Annotated in this window: 12 protein-coding genes and 5 tRNA genes; 6 read left to right on the top strand and 11 right to left on the bottom strand. The window is 70.3% G+C overall.

Going from position 1 to position 18,682, the window contains the following annotated elements; genetic code table 11:
* Positions 1-52: 52 nt before the first annotated feature.
* The 10 genes from ACQHII_RS23185 to ACQHII_RS23140 all read right to left on the bottom strand — a co-directional run bounded on the left by ACQHII_RS23185 (position 53) and on the right by ACQHII_RS23140 (position 8,932).
* Positions 53-229 carry a DUF6274 family protein gene (locus tag ACQHII_RS23185; protein WP_427921104.1) on the bottom strand — a complete coding sequence of 59 codons (177 nt, stop codon included), beginning with the start codon at positions 227-229 and terminating at the stop codon, positions 53-55.
* 689 nt (positions 230-918) lie between these two features.
* A tRNA-Asp gene (locus ACQHII_RS23180) sits at positions 919-993 on the bottom strand.
* Positions 994-1,088: 95 nt separating this feature from the next.
* Positions 1,089-5,057, bottom strand: coding sequence for an ATP-dependent RNA helicase HrpA (gene hrpA, locus ACQHII_RS23175; protein ID WP_427921103.1), 3,969 nt, complete (start codon positions 5,055-5,057; stop codon positions 1,089-1,091).
* Positions 5,058-5,122: 65 nt separating this feature from the next.
* On the bottom strand, positions 5,123-5,392 hold the full coding sequence (locus ACQHII_RS23170; protein ID WP_427921102.1) for a hypothetical protein: 270 nt from the start codon (positions 5,390-5,392) through the stop codon (positions 5,123-5,125).
* A gap of 69 nt (positions 5,393-5,461) precedes the next feature.
* Positions 5,462-5,535: transfer RNA gene (locus ACQHII_RS23165), tRNA-Phe, on the bottom strand.
* Positions 5,536-5,559: 24 nt separating this feature from the next.
* Positions 5,560-5,634 (bottom strand) — tRNA-Asp (locus ACQHII_RS23160).
* 37 nt (positions 5,635-5,671) lie between these two features.
* A tRNA-Glu gene (locus ACQHII_RS23155) sits at positions 5,672-5,744 on the bottom strand.
* 80 nt (positions 5,745-5,824) lie between these two features.
* Positions 5,825-7,447 carry a metallophosphoesterase family protein gene (locus ACQHII_RS23150; protein WP_427921101.1) on the bottom strand — a complete coding sequence of 541 codons (1,623 nt, stop codon included), beginning with the start codon at positions 7,445-7,447 and terminating at the stop codon, positions 5,825-5,827.
* A 68-nt stretch (positions 7,448-7,515) separates the two neighbouring features.
* Entirely contained in the window at positions 7,516-7,866 is a 351-nt protein-coding gene (locus tag ACQHII_RS23145) for a metallopeptidase family protein (protein WP_427921100.1), read from the bottom strand.
* A gap of 4 nt (positions 7,867-7,870) precedes the next feature.
* A complete protein-coding gene (locus ACQHII_RS23140; RefSeq protein ID WP_427921099.1) occupies positions 7,871-8,932 on the bottom strand; it encodes an LLM class flavin-dependent oxidoreductase in 1,062 nt (353 codons plus the stop codon).
* Between the two features lie 85 nt (positions 8,933-9,017).
* Between ACQHII_RS23140 and ACQHII_RS23135 the strand changes: the two genes are divergently transcribed.
* A complete protein-coding gene (locus ACQHII_RS23135) occupies positions 9,018-9,776 on the top strand; it encodes a helix-turn-helix domain-containing protein (protein WP_427921098.1) in 759 nt (252 codons plus the stop codon).
* Here ACQHII_RS23135 and ACQHII_RS23130 read toward each other — a convergent pair.
* The gene (locus ACQHII_RS23130) at positions 9,755-10,180 is read right to left on the bottom strand and encodes a hypothetical protein (protein WP_427921097.1); all 426 of its coding nucleotides are present in this window, start codon (positions 10,178-10,180) and stop codon (positions 9,755-9,757) included. The two genes, ACQHII_RS23135 and ACQHII_RS23130, sit on opposite strands and share 22 nt — an antisense overlap.
* A 440-nt stretch (positions 10,181-10,620) precedes the next feature.
* On the opposite strand from ACQHII_RS23130, the gene ACQHII_RS23125 reads away from it, so the two are divergent.
* The 5 genes from ACQHII_RS23125 to ACQHII_RS23105 all read left to right on the top strand — a co-directional run bounded on the left by ACQHII_RS23125 (position 10,621) and on the right by ACQHII_RS23105 (position 18,640).
* Positions 10,621-11,130 (top strand): hypothetical protein, encoded by a 510-nt coding sequence (locus ACQHII_RS23125; protein WP_427921096.1) that lies wholly within the window; start codon positions 10,621-10,623, stop codon positions 11,128-11,130.
* 220 nt (positions 11,131-11,350) lie between these two features.
* Positions 11,351-13,516 (top strand): DEAD/DEAH box helicase, encoded by a 2,166-nt coding sequence (locus ACQHII_RS23120; protein WP_427921095.1) that lies wholly within the window; start codon positions 11,351-11,353, stop codon positions 13,514-13,516.
* Between the two features lie 182 nt (positions 13,517-13,698).
* Positions 13,699-16,782 (top strand): FG-GAP repeat domain-containing protein, encoded by a 3,084-nt coding sequence (locus ACQHII_RS23115; protein ID WP_427921094.1) that lies wholly within the window; start codon positions 13,699-13,701, stop codon positions 16,780-16,782.
* 69 nt (positions 16,783-16,851) lie between these two features.
* Positions 16,852-18,420, top strand: coding sequence for an amino acid permease (locus ACQHII_RS23110; RefSeq protein ID WP_427921093.1), 1,569 nt, complete (start codon positions 16,852-16,854; stop codon positions 18,418-18,420).
* A 147-nt stretch (positions 18,421-18,567) separates the two neighbouring features.
* A tRNA-Lys gene (locus ACQHII_RS23105) sits at positions 18,568-18,640 on the top strand.
* The last annotated feature ends 42 nt before the right edge of the window (positions 18,641-18,682 follow it).

Genomic DNA, 18,682 nt, shown 5'->3' with positions numbered 1-18,682 from the left:
GCGGTGACACCCGTCACATGCCGCGGGGCTTGTTGCCCATGGTCCCTGTGCGCTAGGGGAGTTGGTCCGGTGGATCGTCCTCGGGCTCCGGTTGTGGAGGGGAGTCCAGGGCCAGCCGCTGCAGCCGGTGGCAGATCGGACAGTGCCGGGTCACATGGCGGTAGGAACTGGCGGCCGACAGATGCGCACGGAGCAGAGCCCGCGTCTCACGCCTGACCGAAGCCGCCATACGCCACCTCCAGTGGCCCTGCGGGAACGGGGCCTGGTTTCTGGGTACCGGGCGCCTGCGGCAGCGTCAAGAGGGCCGTCTGCGCCTGGCGCCGTCCCTGGGGGCTCCGCCCCCAGACCCCCATCGGCCCTGAAGGGGCCTCGTCCTCAGACGCCGGACGGGCTGGGTGGCGCGGGCCGGCGCAGAAAGGCCGCCGCGCGTGCACGAAAAAACCCACCTCCCGAAGGAGATGGGTCTCGTTCACTGCGGTCCTGACGGGATTTGCTGTATCCGATTGCGGCTGTGCCGCGGGCGCGGCCTCCGCCTTGGCGGGGTGGCGAGCAGGGGTCGGTGTGGGTGGGCGTACGAGTGAGGCCCGCGTCTCCGGAGAGTTGCGGGCCTCGGTGGTTCACTGCGGTCCTGACGGGATTTGCTGTATCCGATTGCGGCTGTGCCGCGGGCGCGGCCTCCGCCTTGGCAGGGTGGCGAGCAGGGGTCGGTGTGGGTGGGCGTACGAGTGAGGCCCGCGTCTCCGGAGAGTTGCGGGCCTCGGTCGTTCACTGCGGTCCTGACGGGATTTGCTGTACCCGATTGCGGCTGCGCCGCGGGCGCGGCCTCCGCCTTGGCAGGGTGGCGAGCGCGGCTGGTGTGGGTGGGCGTACGAGTGAGGCCCGCGTCTCCGGAGAGTTGCGGGCCTCGGTCGTTCACTGCGGTCCTGACGGGATTTGAACCCGCGGCCTCCACCTTGACAGGGTGGCGAGCACTCCAAACTGCTCCACAGGACCTGGTTTCGCGGCACTTGATGGTGCGTTGTGCTGCGAGACGAGACTGTACAGGAGGGTGGCCCGCCTGGTCGAACTCACCCTGTGTGCGGGTGCTGTTACGGCGCGGCGGCGTCGATCGCCTTCACGATCCGCTTGTCGGAGACCGGGTACGCCGTGCCCAGCGCGTGCGCGAAATAGCTGACCCGGAGTTCCTCGATCATCCAGCGGATGTCACGGACGGAGGAGGGGACCGGGCGGCCCTGGGGGAGTTGTTCCAGGAGCCAGGCGTACTCGTCCTGCATCTCGTGGACCTTCTCCATGCGGGTGGTGTCCCGCTGGACTCCCGTCGGCATCTGCTGGAGTCGGCGGTCCGCGGCCACCAAGTAGCGCATCAGGTCCGGTAGGCGACGTATCCCGGCCGCCGTCACGAACCCGGGCTTCACGAGGGCGTCCAACTGCGCGCGTACGTCCGCGAGGTTCGGGAGGAGGGCCGGGCTGTTCGCCGCCTTCAGACGGCGCTCACAGGCCTGCCAGGCGGCCAGCACCTGCTGGACCTGGCTCACGGCCCGCACCGTCGTGTCGACGATCTCCGCGCGCACCCGCTCGTAGAGCTTCCGGTACGACTCCTCGTCCCACGCCGGCCCGCCGAAGTCACCGATGAGCTTGTCGGCCGCCGCGAGCGCGCAGTCGTCGAACAGCGCCTGGATCGAACCGTGCGGATTCGCGGACAGCGCGAGCTTCTGCGCGTTGGTCAGCTTTTCGGAAGCGAACTTCGCTGGATTGACCGGGATGTTGCGGACGATCAGCCGCCGCGTGCCCTTCCACATCGCCTCGGCCTGCTCGGCCTCCGTGTCGAAGAGCCGGACCGAGACGGTGTCGCCGTCGTCGACCAGCGCCGGGTACGCCTTCACCGGCTGGCCCGCCCGACGCGTCTCGAAGACCTTCGTGAGCGTGCCGATCGACCAGTCGGTCAGGCCCTTGCGCTCCAGGGACTCTCCGCCCTCGCGCTCCGCCGTCGCCGCGGCCGCCTGCGAGATCGCCTGGCGTGCCTTCGGCTTCAGCCGGAGCTTCAGCGCCTCCAGGTCCTTGTCCTCGGCCAGTTTCCGGCGCCGCTCGTCCACGATCCGGAAGGTGATGAGGAGATGGTCCGGGACCTTCGACCAGTCGAAGTCGTCGGCCGTGAAGGGGACCCCGACCATGCGCTTCAGCTCGCGGGCCATGGTGGTGGTCAACGGCTCCTGCAACGGGGTCGCCGTCGCCAGGAAGCGCTGGGCGAAGTTCGGGGCCGGTACGTAGTTGCGGCGGATCGGCTTCGGGAGGGAGCGGATCAGCTCCGTCACGACCTCCTCCCGCAGGCCCGGGATCTGCCAGTCGAAGCCCTCGTCCGTGACCTGGTTGAGGACGTGGAGTGGGATGTGAACGGTGACCCCGTCCGCGTCCGCGCCCGGCTCGAACTGGTACGTCACCCGGAACTTGAGCGGGCCCTGCCGCCACGAGTCCGGATAGTCGTCCTTGCTGATGTCGCCCGCGCGCTCGTTGATGAGCATCGAGCGCTCGAAGTCCAGGAGTTCGGGCTCCTCGTGCCGCTTGTGCTTCCACCAGGAGTCGAAGTGGGCGCCGGACACCACGTGTTCGGGGACCCGCTGGTCGTAGAAGTCGTAGAGCGTCTCGTCGTCGACCAGGATGTCCCGGCGCCGGGCGCGATGCTCCAACTCCTCCACCTCGGTGAGGAGTTTGCGGTTGTCGGCGAAGAACTTGTGGTGCGTGCGCCAGTCGCCCTCGACCAGCGCGTTGCGGATGAACAGCTCGCGGCTCGCCTCCGGGTCGATGCGGCCGTAGTTCACCTTGCGCTGGGCGATGATCGGGACGCCGTAGAGCGTGACCTTCTCGAAGGCCATCACGGCCGCCTGGTCCTTCTCCCAGTGCGGTTCGCTGTACGTCCGCTTGAGGAGATGGCCGGCGAGCGGCTCGACCCACTCGGGCTCGATCTTGGCGTTGACGCGCGCCCAGAGGCGTGAAGTCTCCACCAGCTCCGCCGACATGACGAAACGCGGGGTCTTCTTGAAGAGCGCCGAGCCGGGGAAGATCGCGAACTTGGCGCTGCGGGCGCCCAGATACTCGTTCTTCGCGCCGTCCTTCACGTCCTTCATGCCGATGTGCGAGAGCAGTCCCGCGAGGAGGGAGACGTGGACGCTCTGCTCGGCGGCGTCCTCCTCGTTGAACTGGATGCCCATCTGCTTGGCGACCGTGCGGAGTTGGCTGTAGATGTCCTGCCACTCGCGGATGCGGAGGAAGTTCAGGTACTCCTGCTTGCACATCCGGCGGAAGGCGGAGGAGCCGCGCTCCTTCTGCTGTTCGCGGATGTACCGCCACATGTTCAGGAAGGCGAGGAAGTCGCTCGTCTCGTCGCGGAAACGGGCGTGCTGCTGGTCCGCCTGCGTCTGTTTCTCGGCGGGGCGCTCGCGCGGGTCCTGGATGGAGAGCGCGGCGGCGATCACCATGACCTCGCGGACACAGCCGTTCTTGTCGGCCTCCAGGACCATGCGGGCCAGACGGGGGTCCACGGGGAGCTGGGCGAGCTTGCGGCCGGTCTGCGTGAGCCGCTTGCGCGGGTCCTTCTCGCCCGGGTCCAACGCACCGAGTTCCTGGAGGAGTTGGACACCGTCGCGGATGTTGCGGTGGTCCGGCGGGTCGATGAAGGGGAACTTCTCGATCTCCCCGAGACCGGCCGCGGTCATCTGGAGGATGACGGACGCGAGGTTCGTCCGCAGGATCTCGGCGTCCGTGAACTCCGGGCGGGCGAGGAAGTCGTCCTCGGAGTAGAGCCGGATGCAGATGCCGTCCGACGTACGGCCGCAACGGCCCTTGCGCTGATTGGCACTTGCCTGGCTGACCGCCTCGATGGGCAGCCGCTGCACCTTCGTACGGTGGCTGTAGCGGCTGATGCGGGCGAAGCCCGGGTCGATGACGTACTTGATGCCCGGGACGGTGAGAGACGTCTCGGCGACGTTCGTCGCCAGAACGATCCTTCGGCCCGTGTGCTGCTGGAACACGCGATGCTGCTCGGCGTGCGAGAGCCGGGCGTAGAGGGGGAGGACCTCGGTGAAGCGGTAGTTCTTCTTCACCAGCGCGTCCGCCGTGTCGCGGATCTCCCGCTCGCCGGACAGGAAGACGAGGATGTCGCCCTTGCCCTCGCCCTGGAGCTCCTCCACGGCGTCACAGATCGCGGTGATCTGGTCGCGGTCGGAGTCTTCCGAGTCGTCTTCGAGGAGGGGACGGTAACGCACCTCCACCGGATACGTCCGGCCGCTCACCTCGATGATCGGGGCCTCGCCGAAGTGCCGCGAGAAACGCTCCGGGTCGATCGTCGCCGAGGTGATGACGACCTTCAAGTCCGGGCGCTTGGGCAGCAGTTGGGCCAGATAACCGAGCAGGAAGTCGATGTTGAGGGACCGCTCGTGGGCCTCGTCGATGATGATCGTGTCGTAGGCGCGCAGTTCGCGGTCGGTCTGGATCTCGGCGAGCAGGATGCCGTCCGTCATCAGCTTGATGAAGGTGGAGTCCTGGTTGACCTGGTCGGTGAAGCGGACCTTCCAGCCGACGGCCTCGCCGAGCGGGGTGTCCATCTCCTCCGCGACCCGCTCCGCCACGGTCCGGGCGGCGATACGACGCGGCTGCGTGTGCCCGATCATGCCGCGGACGCCACGGCCGAGTTCGAGACAGATCTTCGGGATCTGGGTCGTCTTCCCTGAGCCGGTCTCACCGGCCACGATCACGACCTGGTGATCACGGATCGCGGCGGCGATGTCGGCCTTCTTCTGGCTGACCGGCAACTGCTCGGGATACGAGATCGCGGGGATACGACGGCGCCGCTCGGCCATCCGCTCCTCGCCACGGGCCACCTCGGCCTCGATCTCGGCGAGCACGGCGGCACGGGCCTCCGGCTTACGGATCCTGCGCGCGCCTTCGAGCCTGCGCCCGAGCCGGTGCGCGTCGCGCAGGGTCAGCTCGGCCAGGCGGGGGGCGAGATCGCCGAGGGCGGGGGCGGCAGGAGTGCCGGGGGCGGAGGCGGGGTGCGTAGACATACGCCGTCCAGGATCTCACCTTGGCGAAATTCCTGGCGAATGAATTGGCGGGGGCGGGCGCCGCGCTACTCCTGACCCGTGCCCGATCCCGCACCGGCGTTCTTGCCGGCCATCGACTGCGCCGTGTTCGACACGGCCTTGATCCCCAGATACGCCGTGGTCAGACTCGCCATCGCGGTGAACGCCGAGGAGAGCACGCCCACGATCACCGCCCGGTCACCGTCCAGCTGCCACACCCCGAAGATCGCCACCGCGGTGATCGCTACATTGCTGCCCACCACCGCGAGCAGCCCGTACCGCGCGCGTATCTTCTCGAGGTCCGTGTCCTGGCCCATCGCGCCCCACCCTGTGTCGTCCGGCCACGACGAAAGCCCCGTCCCGGTGGGACAGGGCTTTCGATCCGGTGGCTGGGGCCGGGGTCGAACCGGCGACCTATCGCTTTTCAGGCGATCGCTCGTACCAACTGAGCTACCCAGCCACGAGGCTTCCGGGGAAACCTCAGCGGTCCTGACGGGATTTGAACCCGCGGCCTCCACCTTGACAGGGTGGCGAGCACTCCAAACTGCTCCACAGGACCAAGCTTGTGCGGGAATAGTCTCGCACAGTGTGTTGCGTGCCCCCAACGGGATTCGAACCCGTGCTACCGCCTTGAAAGGGCGGCGTCCTAGGCCGCTAGACGATGAGGGCTATCGGCCCGCCTGGGCGCTTCTCAGCGCGTCGGGGACGTGAGAAGCATATGGGATGGCGGGAGGTATCGCCAAAACGGTTTACGGGGTCCCCGACGGAGCCTCTTCAGGTGCCTCCGACGCCGGACTCGGAGAGGGGCTCGGGGGCGGGCTGGGAGACGGGCTGGGGGACTGGCTCGGCGACTGGGGCGCGCCCGGCAGGTTCTCCTTCGGGAGGTGGCGGCTCACCTCGGCCGTCGTCAGGCCCAGGCCGCCGAGTCTGATCTCGTCCCAGGCCTGGAGGCGGCGGGTGTCGCGGTCGATGTAGAGGATCGACGCCTCGATGGGGTCGGGGTACTTGCCCTCCACCGCGCGCAGGCCGCTGCCGCCGGTCGAGCCCTCGATGCGGAGGCGGGTGCCGTGCTTCATGACCTCGGTGCCCTCGTGGTGGAGGTGGCCGGCGAGGACGAGCGGGACCTCGCCGTCCGTCTGGCGTGCCGCCGACGGTTCGTGGACCAGGGCGATGTCGACGGGGGTGCTGGCGGCCCGCTGGTCGCGGAGTGAGGAGGCGAGCTGGTCGCCGGCCAGTTCCTCGGCCGCGTTGCCGCCGGGGGCGACCGAGCGGTCGGGGGTGAACTGGGGGTCGCCGATGCCGGCGAAGCGCACGCCCGCGACCGTCTCCGCCCGGCCCTCGTCCAGGACGTGCACGTTCTTCATGCGCTGGAGATAGCGCTGGGTGACGAGGGAGTCGTGGTTGCCCCTGACCCAGACGTAGGGGACGCCGAGGTCGGCGATGGGGTCCAGGAAGCCGTTCTCGGCGGCCGTGCCGTGGTCCATGGTGTCGCCGGTGTCGACGATGACGTTCACCTCGTACTGCTGCACCAGCGACGCGATGATCTTCCAGCTCGCGGGGTTCAGGTGGATGTCCGAGACGTGGAGCACGCGGATCGTCGTCGGGTCCGGTTGGTACGCGGGGAGCGTGGACGTGACGTCGTAGAGCTTGGTCACGTTGGTGACCAGGCGGGCCAACTCCTGCTGGTAGACGTCGAATTCGGTGACGATGCTGCGCGCGTTGCCGACCACGGAGGGGGCGGAGGAGAGCAGTCCGGAGAACTTGGGTTCCAGGATGGACTTGGGGTTCCAGGTCGCGTAGGCGGTCGCTCCGGACGCGGCGAGGAGGGTGAGGGCGAGGCCGCCGGCGGTGAGGGCGCGGCGGGGGCGGCGGTAGACGGCGAGGCCGAGGGTGGTGGCGCCGAGGACGACGGCGGTGCAGGAGCGTACGGCGAGGTCGAGGGTGCCGTGCTCGACGTCGTGGGCGACCTCGTCCTGGAGACCGGAGATGCGCTCGGGGTGGTCGACGAGGGCCTGGGAGCGTTCGGGGTCGAGCTGGTCGACGTTGACGTCGAGGCGGACGGGCGCGTGGTGGCTGTCGAGGGAGAGGGCGCCCAGCGGGGAGATGTTGATCTTGGTGCCGCCGGTGAGGGAGGGGCGCAGCGTCATGGTGGTGTTCATGGGGCCGACCTGGGCGCGGACGTCGCCGACGACGAGCAGGCCGAGCCAGGCGCCGACGAGGACGACCGTGATGAGGCCGAGGGCGCGGGACCAGGGGTGGGGCTGGGGGACGAGTTCGAGCGTGGGGCGGGGGCGGCGGGCGCGGTAGCGGTGGGTCAGGGCGCGCTGGGCCCGGCGGAGGCGGTTCAGGGCTGCGACGGGGACGCTGGCCATTGGTCCCGTATGCCCAGGAGTGGGCGCGTCTATGCGGGGCAGGGCGTGGGAGTGGGTCCGGACAGGTCCTAGCCCCAGCCGAGTTCGTGGAGGCGGTCGTCGTCGATGCCGAAGTGGTGGGCGACTTCGTGGACGACGGTGACGGCGACCTCGTGGACGACGTCCTCGGTGGTCGCGCAGTAGCGCAGGGTCGGGCCCATGTAGATCGAGATCCGGTCGGGGAGGACCCCGGCGTACCACTCGCCGCGTTCGGTGAGGGGTGTGCCTTCGTAGAGGCCGAGGAGTTCGGGGTCGGACGGGTCGGGTTCGTCCTCGACGAAGACGGCCACGTTGTCCATGACCCGCGTCAGTTCGGGCGGAATCCGGTCCAGGGCCTCGCTCACCAGCTCTTCGAACGCCTCGCGTGTCATTTCCAGCACATGCCTATTGTCCGGGACGAACGCGGGTTCGGGGCGATGACGGGGTCGTCAGGCCGGGGATCAGTGCGGCGACGCGTTCCAGCTGCTCGCGCTGGGCGCGCAGGTTCAGGGCGGCGGGGCGGGTGACGAGGTGGCGGGCGCCGGCGGTGACGTACAGGTCGAGGAGTTGGGCCACCTGCTCCGCGGTGCCCGCGGCGACGGCCTGGATCTTCTCCAGCTCGGGGAGGGGCATGCCGTAGGTGGCCCGGGCGTAGTCGTCGAGTGCGGCTCGGGCGGACCGGGGGTCGTCGTCGATTCGTACGGTGACGAAGAGCGCCGGGGTGATGGCCTCGGGGCTGCGGCCCGCCGTGCTCGCCGCCTCGTGGATCTCGTGCAGACCGGTCGTGTAGTCGGCGGGGTCGGGCGGGTAGGGGAGCCAGCCGTCGTAGAGGCGGCCGGTGCGGGCCAGGGCGGTCGGGGTGGCGCCGGCGAGCCAGACGGGTGGGCCGGTGGGGCGGGTGGGGCGCAGGGCGGGCGGTAGGCCGGTGAAGTGGTGGAACTCGCCGTGGAAGGTGTCGGCGCCCCGCCAGAGGGCCCGCCAGAGCCGGACCGTCTCGTCGAGGCGGGCGAAGCGGCGGGGCCAGGGGACTTCGGAGAGGTCGTAGAACGGCCGCCCGAACCGGCCGGGGAACCCGGCACCGACGGCGAGGGTGAGTCGGCCGTCGGAGAGCAGGTCGATGGAGGCGAGGGCCTGGGCGGTCTGGACGGGGCGGCGCAGGAAGGGCAGCAGGGCGCCGGTGCCGAGGGTGGCCGTCTCGGTGGTGACGGCGAGGGCGGCGAGCATCGTGAGGGCTTCGATGCGGGGGGTGATGAGGGAGTCGTTGACGAAGAGGGAGGTGAAACCGAGGCGTTCGGCGGTGCGGCCGAGGGTGATCAGGTCGCGGGGGTCGTCGGTCTTGGCCCATTGGGCGATTCCGGTGGGGAGGAGTACGCCGAGGTGGATGGGGGTGGTGGGTGGAGGTGTGCGCCTAGTGGCTCGGGGGTTCCGTTGCGGTACGCCGGGGTCGGCGGGGTCGGCGGTGTTCATGGACCTGATGGTCGTGGGCGGCGGGTATGGCCTCAATTCCCTGCGCGGAATGGCCGGTTGGGGTGGGGCGTCGTAGAACTGGGGTGTGGATTTTCCTCGGGTGCTGCGTGAGCGTCGTACGGATCGTCGGCTGAGTCAGCTGGAGGTGGCCTCGCGGGCCGGGACGACTCAGCGGCATCTCAGTTTCATCGAGTCGGGGCGGTCGGTGCCGGGGCGGAACATGGTCGTGCGGCTCGCCGAGTCGCTCGAACTGCCGTTGCGGGAGCGGAACGAGCTGTTGTTGGCGGCCGGGTTCGCGCCGGTGTACGCGGAGAGTTCGCTGGAGGGGCCGGTGCTGGCGCCGGTGCGGGCGGCGATCGGGCACATCCTGCGGGGGCATCTGCCGTATCCGGCGGTGGTGGTGGACCGGAAGGGTCAACTGGTCGACGCCAACAGTGCGTTCGGGGTGATCACGGAGGGGGCTGCGGCGGAGTTGGTGGGGCCCGGGACGAATGTGTACCGGCTGGCGCTGCATCCGGACGGGGTGGCGCCGCGGATCCTCAACCTGGCCGAGTGGGCTCGGCACATCGTGGCGCGGCTGGGCGGGTTGCCGGAGTTGCGGGCCGAGTTGGCCGGTTATGTGCCGGAACTGGGGTCGTCGGAGGGGCAGTTGGGGTTCGCGGTGCCGTTGCGGCTGCGGTCGTCGTACGGGGAGTTGCGGCTGATGACGACGGTGACGACGTTCGCGACGGCCGTGGATGTGACTCTCGCGGAGCTGAAGTTGGAGGCGTTCCTGCCGGCGGACGCGGCGACGGCGGAGGCGCTGGCCGCCGCGGCGGCGGATCAGGCGCCGGGGAACATGTAGTCGGTGCGGATGCGGCCGTCGCTGTCGAGTGTGAGCAACTCCAGCCCGCCGGCGACCACTTCGCCGTCCGCGACGGTGACCGTCTCCCAGTGGAACCGGACCAGGTCGTCGAGCCGTACGGCGTCGGTACGCGCCCGGAACGTGAACTCGCCCTTCTCGACGAAGCGTTGGTAGCTGCGCGTGACGCGGGTCTCGATGGCGTCGTGGCCCTGTGCCCGCAGGGCCGGGTGGTCGAACCCGAGGCCGGCGGCGAGTTCGCGTATCTCGGCGGGCGGCTGGAGGACGTGGGTGCCGTCCTCGGCCCAGAGACTCTCGATCACCGCCCGGCGGCGGACGGGGTCCGGCTCCGTCCACTGGGCGATGTAGCGGGCGGCGAGGCGTTGGGGGTCGGTCGTTCCGGTCATCGGTGGCTCCTTCGGGCGCTGCGGTCGGTGCGGTCGGTGCGGTCGGTGCGGAGCCGATCGTGCTGCGGGCGCGGACGGGGGGCAATTCCCGGCAAGGAGTGGGTGACGGGAGAGGGGCAAGTCTCGGCCGGGGATCGGCGGCTGAGGCGGCGCCGGTCTCGGCCAGGAGTGGGCGACTTGGGCGGCGCCGGTCTCGGTCGGGAACGGGTGACGGGTGCGGGCGCAAGTCTTGGCCAGGAATGGACGACTGAGGCGGCGCAAGTCCCGGCCAGTAGTGGGCGACGGGCGCGGGACAAGTCCCGGCCGGGAGTGGGCCACGAGCGCGGGGCAAGTCCCGGCCAGAAATGCGTGGCGGGTGCCGGGCGCGTGTCTTCCGGTGGGCGGTGGGAGTTGAGAGGGCGACTCCTTTTTCCGCCCTCGGAGGTGGCCCCGTGCGCCCCATGTACGTACCCGTCCGTCTGGCCGCAGCGGTCGCCGTCGTCGCCGCTGCCGCCGGCTGTATGAGCGTGGGCGACGACGCGGGCGGCGGTGCCAAGCCCTCGCACTCGGCCGGGCGGCACGCCGGTGAGGTGCCCGACGGCGGTTCGGGGGCGCCGGGCGGCGGGCTCGGGTACGGCGGGTCGGCGGGGGACGGGAAGCACGGGCACGGGAAGCCCAGGCCGGGTGAGTCCGCGTCGGGGTCGGCTTCGCCGTCCTCGGCGGGGGGCGCGGCTAGTCCGTCCGCCTCCACGGCGCCCAGACCGGGGACGAGCGCGAAGCCGGGCGCGCCCACCACCGCCGCGCCGCAGCCGACCCCGTCGCGGACGCCGCCGCCCCCGGACCCGACGCCGAGCCAGCAGCCGCCGTCCCCGGACCCGACCGTCGCGGAACCCTCGTCCTCGGCCCACGAGGACCCGGTCCCGCAGCTGGTGGACCGCGAGCCGGCACCGGCGGCCGGCTCACCGGCGTAGGGGCGGGTGTGACGCACGTCAACCGAGGTCGGTTTGCCTCCGGGGGTGGTGGGTGCGTATGGTGGTAGATCGTTTGATCCCATTGCCCGGCGCCACTGCAGAGCGCGCCGTGTGGCGCGTACTCTCCCTTGCCGTGGCGGACCGCATTGAGGCGGTCGATAGCGAATCACGGAGTTGACGGGCGCGTGCCGACGGAGACTCCGGAAGGTTTCGCATTCGCATGTCCATTTCCAGTACTGATCACGTCGTCATGCCCGAGAACGAGGGCACCGAGACGGCCGTAGACACCACCGTGGAGACCCCCGAAGTCACCTTCGCGGACCTCGGTCTCCCCGAGGGCGTCGTGCGCAAGCTCGCGCAGAACGGCGTGACCACCCCCTTCCCGATCCAGGCGGCGACCATCCCGGACGCCCTGGCCGGCAAGGACATCCTCGGCCGTGGCCGCACCGGCTCCGGCAAGACCCTCTCGTTCGGCCTGCCGCTGCTCGCGACGCTGTCCGGCGGCCGCACCGAGAAGAAGAAGCCCCGCGGCATCATCCTCACCCCGACCCGCGAGCTGGCGATGCAGGTCGCCGACGCCCTCCAGCCCTACGGCGACGTCCTCGGCCTGAAGATGAAGGTCGTCTGCGGCGGTACGTCGATGGGCAACCAGATCTACGCCCTCGAGCGGGGCGTGGATGTGCTGGTGGCCACGCCCGGCCGCCTCCGCGACATCATCAACCGCGGCGCCTGCTCCCTCGAAGACGTGCGGATCGCCGTCCTCGACGAGGCCGACCAGATGTCCGACCTGGGCTTCCTGCCCGAGGTCACCGAGCTGCTCGACCAGATCCCGGCCGGCGGCCAGCGCATGCTGTTCTCGGCGACGATGGAGAACGAGATCTCCACGCTGGTCAAGCGCTACCTGACCGACGAGGTCACGCACGAGGTCGACAGCGCGCAGGGCAACGTCACGACGATGTCCCACCACATCCTCATCGTGAAGCCCAAGGACAAGGCGCCGGTCACCGCCGCGATCGCCTCCCGCAAGGGCCGCACGATCATCTTCGTCCGCACCCAGCTGGGCGCCGACCGCATCGCCGAGCAGCTGCGCGACGCCGGTGTGAAGGCCGACGCGCTGCACGGCGGCATGACGCAGGGCGCCCGTACGCGGACGCTGGCGGATTTCAAGGAGGGCTACGTCAACGCGCTCGTCGCGACCGACGTCGCCGCCCGTGGCATCCACGTCGACGGCATCGACCTGGTCCTGAACGTGGACCCGGCCGGCGACCACAAGGACTACCTGCACCGCGCCGGCCGTACGGCCCGTGCCGGCCGTACGGGCACTGTCGTGTCCCTCTCCCTCCCGCACCAGCGCCGTCAGATCTTCCGGCTGATGGAGGACGCGGGCGTCGACGCCGGGCGTCACATCATCAACTCCGGTACGGCCTTCGAGCCCGAGGTCGCCGAGATCACCGGCGCCCGTTCGATGACCGAGGTCCAGGCGCAGTCGGCCGGCGACGCCGCGCAGCAGGCCGAGCGCGAGGTCGTCCAGCTCACCAAGGAGCTGGAGCGGGCCACCCGCCGTGCCGCCGAACTCCGCGAGGAGTCCGACCGGTTGGTCGCCCGTGCCGCGCGCGAGCGGGGCGAGGACCCGGAGGTCGCGGTGGCCGAGGCCGCCGCTGCCGTCGTCGAGGCGGCGGCCGCCGAGCCGGTCGCCGCGGCGCCGGCGCGCGAGGAGTCGTCGTACGACCGTCCGCGCCAGCAGCGCGACGAGCGGGGCAACTACGAGCGCCGTGACCGTCGCGACGACCGTCCGTCGGGCGGTTTCCGCCGCGACGACCGTGGCGGCAACGACCGTGGCGGCGACCGCGGTGGCCGTTCTTTCGACCGTCGTGACGACCGTCCTTCCGGTGGCTTCCGCCGCGACGACCGACGTGACGACCGCGGTGGCCGTTCTTTCGACCGTCGTGACGACCGTCCCTCGGGCGGTTTCCGCCGGGACGACCGTCCGTCGGGCGGTGACCGCGGTGGCGACCGCGGCGGGCGTTCCTTCGACCGTCGTGACGACCGCCCCTCGGGTGGCTTCCGCCGGGACGACCGTCCCTCGGGCGGCGACCGCGGTGGCCGTTCTTTCGACCGTCGTGACGACCGCCCGTCCGGTGGCTTCCGCCGGGACGACCGTCCGTCGGGCGGTGACCGTGGCGGCTTCCGTCGCGACGACCGTCCCGCGACCGGTCACCGGGGCAGCGACCGCCCGTTCAACCGCGACCGCCAGGGCGACCGCCCGGGCTTCCGCGCCGGCGGCCACGACCGTCCGTCCGGCCACCGCGGCACGACCGGCACGGGTACCGGCACCGGCACCTTCGGCCGCCGCGACGACAAGCCGCGCTGGAAGCGCAACGGCTGACGTCGAGTGACGTAGCGCAGCACTGAGATGGCCCCTGCCCGTGACCGGGTGGGGGCCATTTTTGCGCGTTCTTGTCTGTGTGATGCCTGTAGGATCAGCCGACTTCTGCGGGGGATGTGACGGCTGGGGGCCGGGGGCAGCAGGAACGCCATGCATCCCTCTCTTTTCCGGGGGAGGACTCCTTGATTCGCCATGCTTTCGCCGCGGTCGCCACTTCGGCCGTGCTCGCCGCCGGGCCGGGCCCGCTGTCGCCGACGCCCGCGGTGGCGGTGGGAGCGGCGCAGGAGACGGTCGTACCGGCCACGTTGCGCAGTACGTACACGACGGCCTCGCTCTTCACCGCGGACGCCCTGAACGGCGGGTCCGGCGCGGGTACCCAGGGCGTCTTCCACCGTCTGGAGGGTCACGCGGGGCTGGTGTGGACGCGCTACTCGGACGGCCGGTCCTTCGACGCGCCGTCGGCCCCGGTCGGAGTGCTCACCAAGGGGACGAGCGGCGACGTGCTCTCCTACACGCGCACCGACGGCACGATCGACCTGTGGAACGCGGTCGACGGCACGACCACCACGCTCCGTGTTCCCGCAGGCCAGACCGCGTACGGCGTCTTCGGCAGCACGGCCGTCACCACCCAGGACGTCACCGCCGACGACGGGACCGTCACCAAGGTCAAGCACCTGCTGACCGCCGGGCCGGACGGGACCACGCGTGACGTGACGGTCGGGGGCATCCCGTCCGGCATGACGCTCGCGGGCCCGGTGCGTGGGGACGCCGGGGGCCTGGTCTTCTCCGCCACACTGGACGGCACCCTGCGCAGGGTCATGGTCGATCCCGACACCGCCCGGGTCGTGAGCTGGACGCCCGAGCTGCCCACCGGCTACTCGGTGACCAAGCTCTCGCCCGAACACCTCCTTGTGTATCGCGGCACGTCCAGCACGACGGCGCTGGTGTTCTCGCGCGCCGACCTGTCGGCCGCCCCGGTCGAGGTCCCCCTGGACGTCGACCGTTCCGGTGGCGGCCAGTCCGTCAGCCTCGCCGTGGTCGGTGACTGGATCGTCCACCGTCCCGGTAGCGGGGGGACGGTGACGGCCGTGCCGATCGCCGGCGGTGACCCGATCACCCTGCTCGCCTCCTCGTCGGCCGGCATCTCCACCGCGCCGGACGGCTCCGCCGTCGTCATCGGCCGGACCGGCGCCGACGACTGGGGCATCCAGCACATCCAGGCCGGCCCGGACGGCAAGCCGACCGCCACTCTCGTCAAGCCGCTGCCGAAACCGCCGTACAAGATCCAGGGAATCGCCCTGGAGCAGGGGCGGCTGGTCGTCGCGGACGCCAGCTGGGCCGGGTACCGCGACGACTACGTACGGACCGTCGCCGCGACCGGTACGCCCACGTTCGGTGAGCGGTCCTCGTACGACGGGACCGATCTGCTCGTCGGTGACTGCCCGGACACGGAGGTCGGCTGCTCGCAGCTCCACGGCACGGACGACAATCGCGCGGTCTGGCTGTCGAAGAACTCGGCCGGCTACGACCGTCTCACCGTCAGCGGGTCCGGCCCGTACGACTACTGGGGGCAGTCGGTGCCCGCCGGCGGCCGGATCACCGACGTCTCCGGCCGCTACCTGATCCACACCACGGCGACCGCGCAGACCGTCTACCGCATCGGCTACGGCACCCCGGCCCTCACCCGCACCCCCGGCGCCGCCGCCCTCTCCGGCGACACCCTGTGGACCCCGGGCACCACCCCCGGGACCCTCACGGCGTACAACCTCACCACCGGACGGACCACGGAGACCCTGACCACCGACGCGGGCTGCGCACCCACCGAACTGCGGGCCAACGGCCGTTGGCTGTACTGGAGTTGCGCCGACGGAACGGCCGGCGTCCACGACCGTACGGCGAAGAGGTCGGTGCAGGTCCCGTCCGGCGAAGCGGAGCTGGGCGACGGATTCGTCGTCACGCACGACAAGCAGGCCGGGCAACTGGTCCTCACGACATTCGCGGACGGCACCCCCGTGAGCCGGGTGATCGGCGCGCTGCCCGACACCGGCGTCTCCCAGCGCGACGTGCGCTGGACGGTCGACGAGTCGACCGGGAACGTGGCCTACGTCGACGACCAGGAGCGCGTCCACCTCGTACCGACCGGCGTCACCCAGCAGCCGCTGCGCCTGCTCGCCCCGGTCGACTCGGCGTCCACCCTCATCGCCCAGGAGATCGACACGACGCCGTCCACCCTCACCACCCTGCTGCTGTCGAAGCCGGCCGCGGGCTGGCGGCTGACGGTGCGCAGCCACGCCACGGGCAAGGTCGTGGACACGCGGGACGGCGGTGAGACACGCGGCGAGGTGAAGGTGGGCTGGTTCGGTACGGACGCGAAGGGCGCGTTCCTGACGAACGGGTCGTACGACTGGACGCTGTCCGTCACGCCGGCCGACGGGGTCGGCGCCCCGGTCACGGCGAGCGGCACGGTCCGGCTGTTCGACGCGGCACCGGCCCGTCACGACTACATCGGAGGTGGCGACTCCTTCGGCGACCTGGCCACCCTCAGCTCCTCGGGCACGCTGGGCTTCCGGCAGGGCTCAGGCAAGGGCACGTTCTCCGGGCCGGTCGGCACCAGTACCGGCTGGACGACGACCAACAAGGCGGTCCCCTTCGGCGACCTGAGCGGTGACCGCTGCAACGACGTCCTGGTGCGGCTGACGAGCGGGGCGCTGCGCGCGTACAAGCCGGACTGCGGTGGGGTGTTGAAGCCGTCGACGCCCTACACGTCCCTGGGCACCTCCGGCTGGAACCAGTACGACGTCCTTACCTCACCCGGCGACATCAGCGGCGACGGCCGCCCGGACCTGATCGCGCGCAACGCCTCGACGGGCACGGTGTACCTGTACAAGGGCACGAGCGCGGGCAAGCTGTCGGCGCGTGTGAAGCTGTACGCCGACTGGAAGACGTACAAGAAGGTCGTCGGCGTAGGTGACCTGAACGGCGACGGCATCGGCGACCTGCTGGCACAGGACAGGTCGAACAACGTGTACCGCTACTACGGCACGGGCCACGGCACGTTCGGCGCCCGCGCCAAGCTGTTCACGGCATGGGGCGGCTCGTACGACACGGTCGTCGGGGTCGGGGACATCACCGGGGACGGGAAGGCGGATCTGGTCGAGCGGGACTCGGCCGGGGTGCTGTACCGCAACAGCGGTGACGGGAAGGGGTCGTTCGGGGCGCGGACGAAGATCTCGGCCGGCTGGCAGAGCTACAAGGGCATTTTTTAGCCACATCGAGTCCTTATCGATTCCTTAAGTGGCGCATGTCACGTCCCCGGCGAGGGAATCGCTGGGGGCATGACAGATGACGCCATAGCGAGTGGGCTGTCAAAGGGAGACGCTCCCGGTGACTCCGGTCTCTCCGACGAGGAACGGCTTGCCCAGCTCGGCTATACGCAGGTTCTCGCCCGCCGCATGTCGGCGTTCTCCAACTACGCGGTCTCCTTCACGATCATCTCGGTCCTGTCCGGCTGCCTGACCCTCTACCTCTTCGGCATGATCACGGGCGGTCCGGCGGTCATCACCTGGGGCTGGGTCGCCGTAGGCCTGATGACGCTGTTCGTCGGCCTGTCGATGGCCGAGATCTGTTCGGCCTACCCGACGTCGGCGGGCCTGTACTTCTGGGCCCACCGCCTGGCACCACCGCGTTCGGCCGCGGCCTGGGCGTGGTTCACCGGCTGGTTCAACGTGCTCGGCCAGGTCGCGGTGACCGCGGGCATCGACTTCGGCGCCGCGTCCTTCCTGGGCGCGTACCTGAACCTCCAGTTCGACTTCAAGGTCACCCCGGGCCGCACGATCCTCCTGTTCGCCGGGATCCTGGTGCTGCACGGCCTGCTGAACACGTTCGGCGTCCGTATCGTCGCCCTCCTCAACAGCGTGAGCGTGTGGTGGCACGTGATCGGCGTCGGCGTGATCGTCGGCGCGCTGACCTTCGTCCCCGACCACCACCAGTCCACGACCTTCGTCTTCACGAAGTTCGTCAACCACACGGGCTGGGGCAGCGGTCTGTACGTGGTGCTGCTGGGCCTGCTGATGGCGCAGTACACCTTCACCGGCTACGACGCCTCCGCCCACATGACGGAGGAGACCCACGACGCGTCGACGGCCGGCCCGAAGGGCATCGTCCGCTCCATCTGGACGTCGTGGATAGCAGGCTTCATCCTCCTGCTGGGCTTCACGTACGCGATCCAGTCCTACGACGCGGAGCGCACTTCGCCGACGGGGGCGCCGCCCGCCCAGATCCTCCTCGACGCGCTCGGAGCGACGACGGGCAAGCTCCTGCTCCTGGTGGTGATCGGCGCCCAGCTCTTCTGCGGAATGGCCTCGGTGACGGCCAACAGCCGCATGATCTACGCCTTCTCGCGCGACGGCGCGCTGCCGTTCTCCCGCGTCTGGCACACGGTGAGCCCGCGCACCCGGACGCCCGTCGCGGCCGTCTGGCTCGCGGCGGCGGGCGCCCTGCTCATGGGCCTGCCGTACCTCATCAACTACACGGCCTACGCGGCGGTGACGTCCGTCGCCGTCATCGGCCTCTACATCGCGTACGTCATCCCGACACTGCTCCGGCTCGCCAAGGGCGACGACTTCCAGCGCGGCCCGTGGCACCTGGGCCGCTGGTCCCGCCCGATCGGTCTGGTGTCGGTGATCTGGGTGGCCGTGATCACGATCCTCTTCATGCTCCCCCAGGTCTCCCCGGTCACCTGGGAGTCCTTCAACTACGCCCCGGTCGCCGTACTGGCGGTGCTCGGCTTCGCGGCGGCCTGGTGGACGGCTTCGGCCCGCCACTGGTTCCTGAACCCGGAACACGCCCGCACGAAGGCGCGGGAGGCGGCGCGGGCGGGGGCGCCCGGGCCTGTGGATCTGTGACGGTGCGGTTCTGCTTGCCCGAACCGGTAGATCCGTAACACTCCGGACCCGCCCGGCCGCCTTCCCCTCATCCGGCACGGCCGTGTCCCCGATACCCGATCGGAGACACGGCCACGTCCCGCTATGCTCGGGGAGGCAACATCGCCTGGGCCCTTAGCTCAATTGGCAGAGCAGTGGACTTTTAATCCATTGGTTGTGGGTTCGAGTCCCACAGGGCCTACGAGGTCGTTCCTCTCCGGAGGGTTTTGACCTGAAGATTTAC

The organism is Streptomyces sp. cg40 (assembly GCF_050320165.1).
Classification (GTDB): Bacteria; Actinomycetota; Actinomycetes; order Streptomycetales; family Streptomycetaceae; genus Streptomyces; species Streptomyces hokutonensis.
This window is presented reverse-complemented; position numbering and strand designations above follow the sequence as displayed.

Coding starts and splice junctions, on each gene's coding strand:
- ACQHII_RS23185 (WP_427921104.1), bottom strand. CDS start 229: ATGGCGGCTTCGGTCAGGCGTGAGACGCGGGCTCTGCTCCGTGCGCAT.
- hrpA (WP_427921103.1), bottom strand. CDS start 5,057: ATGTCTACGCACCCCGCCTCCGCCCCCGGCACTCCTGCCGCCCCCGCC.
- ACQHII_RS23170 (WP_427921102.1), bottom strand. CDS start 5,392: ATGGGCCAGGACACGGACCTCGAGAAGATACGCGCGCGGTACGGGCTG.
- ACQHII_RS23150 (WP_427921101.1), bottom strand. CDS start 7,447: ATGGCCAGCGTCCCCGTCGCAGCCCTGAACCGCCTCCGCCGGGCCCAG.
- ACQHII_RS23140 (WP_427921099.1), bottom strand. CDS start 8,932: ATGAACACCGCCGACCCCGCCGACCCCGGCGTACCGCAACGGAACCCC.
- ACQHII_RS23130 (WP_427921097.1), bottom strand. CDS start 10,180: ATGACCGGAACGACCGACCCCCAACGCCTCGCCGCCCGCTACATCGCC.
- ACQHII_RS23125 (WP_427921096.1), top strand. CDS start 10,621: ATGTACGTACCCGTCCGTCTGGCCGCAGCGGTCGCCGTCGTCGCCGCT.
- ACQHII_RS23120 (WP_427921095.1), top strand. CDS start 11,351: ATGTCCATTTCCAGTACTGATCACGTCGTCATGCCCGAGAACGAGGGC.
- ACQHII_RS23110 (WP_427921093.1), top strand. CDS start 16,852: ATGACAGATGACGCCATAGCGAGTGGGCTGTCAAAGGGAGACGCTCCC.